This is a genomic window from Corallococcus sp. 4LFB (assembly GCF_046520365.1).
Classification (GTDB): domain Bacteria; phylum Myxococcota; class Myxococcia; order Myxococcales; family Myxococcaceae; genus Corallococcus; species Corallococcus caeni.
Genome location: NZ_JBKGHJ010000444.1, coordinates 1 through 7,013 on the forward strand (window position 1 = coordinate 1; position 7,013 = coordinate 7,013).

8 protein-coding genes are annotated in these 7,013 nt (G+C 71.0%); 1 reads left to right on the forward strand and 7 read right to left on the reverse strand.

From position 1 onward, the window contains the following. The coding region (locus ACLEQD_RS33430; protein WP_410389608.1) for a type III secretion system effector protein at positions 1–476 on the forward strand (476 nt) is incomplete at its 5' end. Here ACLEQD_RS33430 and ACLEQD_RS33435 read toward each other — a convergent pair. The 7 genes from ACLEQD_RS33435 to ACLEQD_RS33465 form a co-directional block, all read right to left on the reverse strand. Continuing rightward, the gene (locus ACLEQD_RS33435) at positions 473–790 is read right to left on the reverse strand and encodes a protealysin inhibitor emfourin (protein ID WP_410389610.1); all 318 of its coding nucleotides are present in this window, start codon (positions 788–790) and stop codon (positions 473–475) included. The genes ACLEQD_RS33430 and ACLEQD_RS33435 overlap by 4 nt on opposite strands. Before the next feature lie 17 nt (positions 791–807). Beyond that, entirely contained in the window at positions 808–2,016 is a 1,209-nt protein-coding gene (locus ACLEQD_RS33440; RefSeq protein WP_410389620.1) for a M4 family metallopeptidase, read from the reverse strand. 166 nt (positions 2,017–2,182) lie between these two features. Further along, positions 2,183–3,514: a WD40/YVTN/BNR-like repeat-containing protein gene (locus ACLEQD_RS33445; RefSeq protein ID WP_410389612.1), complete on the reverse strand. Its 1,332-nt coding sequence runs from the start codon at positions 3,512–3,514 to the stop codon at positions 2,183–2,185. Beyond that, positions 3,454–4,077: a WD40/YVTN/BNR-like repeat-containing protein gene (locus ACLEQD_RS33450; RefSeq protein WP_410389613.1), complete on the reverse strand. Its 624-nt coding sequence runs from the start codon at positions 4,075–4,077 to the stop codon at positions 3,454–3,456. Before ACLEQD_RS33450 ends, ACLEQD_RS33445 begins: the two co-directional genes overlap by 61 nt. Positions 4,078–4,456: 379 nt before the next feature. After that, entirely contained in the window at positions 4,457–5,593 is a 1,137-nt protein-coding gene (locus ACLEQD_RS33455; RefSeq protein WP_410389615.1) for an ABC transporter permease, read from the reverse strand. Then, on the reverse strand, positions 5,590–6,516 hold the full coding sequence (locus tag ACLEQD_RS33460) for an ABC transporter ATP-binding protein (RefSeq protein WP_410389616.1): 927 nt from the start codon (positions 6,514–6,516) through the stop codon (positions 5,590–5,592). The genes ACLEQD_RS33455 and ACLEQD_RS33460 overlap by 4 nt, the downstream gene beginning before the upstream one ends. Further along, positions 6,513–7,013, reverse strand: a 501-nt coding sequence (locus tag ACLEQD_RS33465) for an HlyD family efflux transporter periplasmic adaptor subunit (RefSeq protein ID WP_410389618.1), incomplete at its 5' end; no start/stop codon positions are given. The genes ACLEQD_RS33465 and ACLEQD_RS33460, both read right to left, overlap by 4 nt.

Genomic DNA, 7,013 nt, shown 5'->3' on the forward strand with positions numbered 1-7,013 from the left:
AGGCGCGCACGCAGTCGGACCTGGACGCGATGCGCTCGCTGCCCGCGGGCCAGGACCTGCTGCGCACGCTGGACAACAGCGGGCACACGACGACCATCCAGCAGACGACCCAGGGCAACTCCGCGTCCGCCCAGAACAAGGACGACGCCTGGCTCAACACGGACGGCACGAAGAACCAGGGCACCAACGGCACGGTGAACTACAACACCACGCGCATCTCGCTGGGCACCGAGGACTGGCAGAACCGCCCGCCCGTCGTCGGCCTGTTCCACGAGCTGGTGCATGCCTCGGACTACGCCAACGGCACGCTGGCGCGCGGTGAGAAGGACGGCGTGAACAACCGTGAGACGTCCGCGGTGGGCCTGCCCATCGACCTGGACCAGGACCCGTCCACGCCGGACGTGGTGCAGGGCGGCCGCCCCGGAGAGAACGTCCTCCGCGACGACCTGAACCTGCCCACCCGTCCGCATTACTAGGCGCTGCCCCGGGCGGCCTTCTGGATGAGCTCCAGCAGGGAGCGCAGGTGCGGCTCCTGCACCGGCTCCACCATCTGGACCGAGTGCCGCCGCCCGCCGTCGTCCTCGATGGTGACGGTGTAGCGCGTGCGGTCCGCGCCGGCCGTGGGCCCTCCTCCCACGGTGGCCGGCTGTTCGAAGAAGCGGGCCTCCCGCACCTCCCGCTGGAGCGCTTCCGCGGTGGCGGGAGGCAGGGCCGCCAGGTCCACGGTGCGGGGCCTGGCGAGACCCGGGAAGAAGGCGATGCCTCCCTCCCGTTTGAGTTCGATTCGCATTCCGTCGACCCCAGGTCCTAGTGCTTGCGCTGCACCGGCTGCGTGGCCTGCTTCGGCATCTGCGGCGTCCAGGCCGGGGCGCCCGCGCGCTCCTTGGAGACCTTGATGCCCACCTGGTTCCAGGCGTCGCGCACGATCTGCTCCTCCTCGCCGCTGCCGAAGAGCCGGACGGCCGCCGTCACGGTGAGCCGGGCGAAGGAGAGGAACGAGGCGTTGGGCTTCAGCCGGGAGTCGCGCAGCGTCTCCAGCCAGATGAGGCCCGCCTTCTCCCACGCGTAGCCCTTCAGGTTGATGGCCGCGAGGCAGAAGGCCTTGTTGGGGATGCCGGAGTTGATGTGCACCCCGCCGTTGTCCTCCCACGTGTTCACGAAGTCCTTCATCAGGGCCGGCTGCGGGTCCTTGCCCAGCACCGGATCATCGAACGCGGTGCCAGGGTCCTTCATGGAGCGCAGCGCCTTGCCCTGGACGCGGTCCGTGAGGAGCCCCGCGCCAATGAGCCAGTCCGCCTGCTCCGCCTGCTGGTTCAACAGGCGCTGCTTCACGAGCGAGCCGAAGACGTCCGACATGTGCTCGTTGAGCGCGCCCGCCTGGAGGAAGTAGGCAAGAGGGCCCTCGTGCTCCGTCACGCCGTGGGCCAGCTCGTGCCCGATGACGTCCACCGCGATGGTGAAGCGGTTGAACAGGTCGCCGTCGCCGTCGCCGAACACCATCCGCTCGCCATCCCAGAAGGCGTTGTCGTAGCCGCTGCCATAGTGGACGTGCGCATTGAGGGGCATGCCGTTGCCGTCAATGGAATTGCGCCCGAAGACCTCCCAGTAGAGGTCGTAGGTCCCGCCCAGCCCGACGTAGGCCTCGTCGACCGCCGCGTCGCCGGTGTCGTCCGTTCCCTCCTTGCGGATCTCCCTCCCCGGGAGGGCCTCGGAGTTCTTCACGTCGTAGATGGTGCGGAGCTTATGGCTCTCCACGACCATGGGGCCGGGAATCATCCGCTTCGCGGCCTGGGGCGCGCCGCTGCTCGACAGGCGGATGGCGCGCAGGGTGTTGTCGATGGAGAGCGTCCGCAGGGCCTGCGTGCGCTGCTGTGGCGAGCCGTTCTGGGCAATCTGACGGCTGACGTACGGCGGCAGGATGCAGTGGTGGGAATGCCAGATTCGAGTGTTGCAACACATCACCCATCTCCTTCTGTGGGGGTACACGAAGACGATGGTGATGACGGCAAGCCGCATCCGGGACACGGGACGGCAGGGGCTCCCCGGTCGCCAGGGAACCCTTGCGGCGCCTCGCGCCCGGGCCTGCTCGCGTGGCGTCACGACGAGCCTCGCCGGCGCTTCCCGCGGCCGGCCAGGCGTGGCCACGGTCCTTCGCGCTGAGCTCCCGCGCGAAGGGCCGGTGTCAGGGCTTGTGCAGGACCGCCGTGTCCCCCACCAGCCACAGCTCCGAGGACGACGGCGCCCACACGCCCCGGAGGACGCGGCGGGTGCCGGTGGTCTCCGCGGTCCACTTGCCGCCGTCGAAGCGCAGCAGCGTGCCGGTGTCACCCACGGCCCAGACCTCGGTGGCGGAGCGCCCCATCAGGCCGTTGAGCTGGGACGTGGTGCCGCTGGCCACGGGGAGCCAGAGGGTGCCGTTGTAGCGAAGCAGCGTGCCCCCCGCGCCCGCGGCCCAGATGTCCGCCGGCCCGCTGCCCCACACGGCCTTCAGGGACACGCTGGTGTTGGAGGTCATCGCGCTCCAGGCGGCGCCGTCCCAGCGCAGGAGGGTGCCGTCGTCGCCCACCGCGATGGCCAGCGAGGGGCCCTGCACCCAGACGCCGTTGAGGTTCGCCTCGGTTCCCGTGGGCTGCCGCGTCCAGGTGGTGCCGTCGGAGTGGATGGCCTGGCCGGACGCGCCCACCCCCCAGACGTCCGTCGCGGATGCGCCGTGGATGGCGTACAGGTCCTTCCCTCCCTCCGCCTTGTACTCCGTGTTGAAGCGGGCTCCGTCGAACCGGTAGATGCGGTCGTGGAACGTTGACGTCACCCAGACGTCCGTCGGGGAGGCCGCGTAGACGCCCGACACGCTGTCGACGGGGGAGTAGTCCAGCTTCGGTTCAATCCAGCCGCCGCCGTTCCAGTGCAGCACGCGGCCCGAGTCCCCCACCGCCCACACGTCCGACGGCCCCGTGCCATGGATGGCCCGCGCCGCGCTCAGGGTGCGCAGCGGCGCCGTGGAGCTCCACGCCTGCCCGGTCCACTTCTGCACCTGTCCGCCCCAGCCAAAGGACCACACGTCGTCAGGCCCGCTGCCGGTGATGGGCCCCACGGCGTCCTCGTCCGTGTCCGTCCACTTCGTGCCGTTGTAGACGTAGCCGAAGTCCTCCCCGCCGGTCAGCACCAGCGAGGGCGACGCGGCGTACACATAGAAGAGCTGATCCGACGAGCGCAGCGACTGCTCGATGCCGGCGGGCGTGGTGCGGAACACCTGGCCGAAGTCGTCACAGAAGATGCAGGGGTCATCCGAGGCGACGGTCCAGACGTCGTTCGGGCCGGTGCCCGTCACCTCGTGGAAGTCGATGTCCGTCGTGCCCGCGTCGATGCCGGAGACGGTGTCGCCGTCGTAGCGGCGCAGCGTGCCGGACTGCCCCACCAGCCAGACATCCGCGGGCCCGCTGCCCCACACGCCGTTCAGGTCCTTCGTCGTGGCCGCGTCCACGCCCTGGAAGCCGCTGCCCCGGTCGCGCCGCACGGTGCGCTCGCGCCCACGGCCCAGACGTCGCTCGGGCCGGAGGCCCACACGGACTTCAGGTCGCGCGTCGTCCCGGAGCTCACGGGCGCGAAGGCCCCGCCCGTCGTGGAGTGGAGCACGGTGCCGCCCTCGCCCACCGTCCACACGTCCGTCGGGGAGAGGGCGTGCACGTCGCGCAGCGTGTTCAGCGTCCCGCTGGCCACGCGCGTCCACCGCGTCCCATCCCAGTGCTGGATGAAGCCGTCCTCGCCCACCGCCCACCCATCATCGGGGGCGCGGAAGTGCGCGCCCTGGAAGCTGTAGCCATGGGGCAGCGGATACTCCCAGCACCAGCCGTCGCTGCACTCACGCGCGGCGGCGGGGATGCCGCAGGTCTTCTCCACGCCGCGTCCGCCGCACACCTCCGGCGCCGTGCAGCTCCCACAGCTGATGGTGCCACCGCAGTCATCCGGCTCGACGCCGCACTCCACGCCGGCGCTGCACTCCTTCTTCTGCGCGGTGCAGCCACAGACATTCTCCTGGCCGCCTCCGCCACAGGAGCGGGCGCCGAGCAGGTGCCGCACTCGAGCGGCTGGCCACAGCCATCCGTCGCCTCACCGCAGTTGAAGCCCTGCGACTCGCACGTCCGGGGAACGCAGTCGTCGTCGCCGCAGCCGGCGGCGAGCGCCGTCATGAGCAGGAGCACGGGTGGGAGGGCCACCCTCCCCCACCGATAGAGGCTTGAGCGCGGCGCATCCTGCCGGCGCGAAGTCCGCACCGCACCTGCCGCGAAGGAGTTGTCACGGGACATGGGCATCTCCTGACCGGACGCGGGCGTGAAACCCGCGAAACCACATGGGGCGTGGCTCCGGTGCGGAGAAGGTTGCACTCAGCGGTCCGTTTGGATCGCCCGGCGCTCCAGCCCCTTCACTTTCGCGGAGGCGGCATGTTCGACGTGGGGCGTCAATCCAGGGTGGTGCGCGAACGCGCGAGCGCCGCGCCCGCCACCGCGAGCACGAACAGCCCCAGCGCCAGCAGGTCGTTGCCCATGTCCGCGAGCACCTGGTCCTTGAGCAGCACGCCCCGGACGATGCGCAGGAAGTGAGTCACGGGGATGATCTCCCCCAGGACCCGCGCCCACGGGGGCAGCCCCAGGAAGGGGAAGGCGAAGCCGGAGAGGAAGATGGACGGCAGCATGTAGAACATGGACATCTGCATCGCCTGCAGCTGGCTGCGCGCCACGGTGGAGATGAGGTAGCCCAGCGACAGGTTGCCCACGATGAACAGCACGATGCCGCACGCCAACGCCAGCCATCCCGCGGGCGTGCGCGCCATGGGCACCGAGAACAGCCCGCGCGCCATGCCGAGCACGACGACGGTCTGCACCAGCCCCACGACGACGTACGGCGTGAGCTTGCCCACCATGATCTCCGCGGGCGTGGCGGGCGTGGACAGGAGCGTCTCCATGGTGCCGCGCTCGCGCTCGCGGGTGACGGCCATGGCGGTCATCATCACCAGCGTCATGGACAGGATGATGCCCAGCAGGCCCGGCACGATGTGGAACGGCGAGCGGCTCTCCGGGTTGTAGCGCCGGTGCACCACCACCTCGAAGGCGGGCGCGGTGGACCGGGGCGTCCCCAGCCCCAGCCGTTCGTTGCGCAGCGCCTCCGTGGGCAGCACGCTCACCGCGGCCAGCGCGCCCGCGGCGGCCTGCGGGTCGGACGCGTCCGCCTCCGCCAATATCTGCGCGCGCTCCCCCTTGAGCAGCCGCCGGGTGAAGTCCGGGGGGATGGTGATGCCCAGCATCACCTGCCCCCGGCGGATGAGCTGGTCCAGCTCCGCGTCGGAGCGCGGCAGGTAGCGCACGTCCACGTAGCCGGTGCGCTCCAGCGCGGCGACGACGGAGTCCGCCAGGGTGCTAGTGTCGTGGGACAGCACCGCGGCGGGCAGGTGCCGGGGATCCATGTTGATGGCGTAGCCGAAGATGAGCAGCTGCATCACCGGCATCACGAGGATCATCGCGTACGTGATGCGGTCGCGCCGCAGCTGCGTGAACTCCTTGAGCAGCACGGCCAGGATGCGCGAGAGCGAGCCCGTCATGACGCGTACCGCTCGTCGCGCTCGTGACCCATGAGCTGGATGAAGACGTCCTCCAGGGAGGGCGGCACCTCCGTCCACCGGAAGGGCTCCTTGCGCCAGGGGGCGAGCGCGGCCTCCAGGGCTTCGCGCTTCAGCCCGCTGACGTGCACGGCGGCGCCGAACGCGGAGGCGCTGAGCACGCCGTCCGCCCGGGCCAGCAGGTGCGCCGCGCGGTCGATGCCCGGCCCCTCGCCCAGGAACGTCACCAGCCCCGAGTCGCGGATGAGCGTGTCCGCGGTGCCCCGGGCGATGAGGCGGCCATACAGGATGTAGCCGATGTCGTGGCAGCGCTCGGCTTCGTCCATGTAGTGCGTGGACACCAGCACCGTGAGGCCTCCGGCGGCGAGCGTGTGGATTTCGTCCCAGAACTCGCGGCGGGCCTTGGGGTCCACACCCGCGGTGGGCTCGTCCAGCAGCAGCAGCCGGGGCTCATGCAGCGTCGCGGCGGCCAGGGCCAGGCGCTGCTTCCAGCCTCCGGAGAGCGCGCCCGCCAGTTGCCGGCGCCGGTCGAAGAGGCCCAGCCGGTGGAGCGTGTCCGCCACCCGCTCGCGCTGCTGCTCCAGCCCGTGGACGCGCGCGACGAAGGACAGGTTCTCCTCCAGCGTCATGTCCTCGTAGAGGGAGAACTTCTGCGTCATGTAGCCCGTCTGGCGCTTGATGGCGTCGCCCCGGGCGCGGAAGTCCAGGCCCAGCACGGTGCCCTCGCCGCTGTCGGGCGTGAGCAGGCCGCACAACAGCCGCAGCGTCGTCGTCTTGCCGGAGCCGTTGGGCCCCAGGAAGCCGGTGATGCGCCCGGTGTCCACGGCGATGGAGACGTCCCGCACGACGTGCCGGTCGCCGAAGGACTTGTTGAGCCCGCGCACGTCGATGGCCCGCTCGCTCATCGGTCCGCCTCCACCGGGGCCTGCTTGCGTGGCGTCACGTCGATGGGCTGTCCCGGCAGCAGCCGCGTGGGCGCGGAGGGCACGGCCTCCACCAGGAACACCAGCTTCTGCCGCGTCTCCAGGCTGTAGATGATGGGCGGCGTGTACTCCGGGCGCGAGGCGACGTAGTCCACGCGCGCCGTCATCCCGGTGTCGCAGCCGTCGCAGGCGATGTTCACGGCGGTGCCGGGCGGGAAGGACGCCACCTGCCCCTGCGGCACGTAGAAGCGCACCTTCAGCTGCGCGTCCGGGATGATGCTGACGATGGGCGCGTTGGGCATGGCCCACTCGCCCTGCTGGAAGAGGACGTCCTCCACGCGGCCCACCACGGGGGACACGGGCGCCAGCTCCACGACCTGCTGCTCCGCGGCGGTGACGCCCGCGCGTCCGCTGGCGAGCTGGGCGCGGACGACCTCCAACTGCGCGCCCGCCGCCGCCACGTCCGTGCGGGCCGCGTC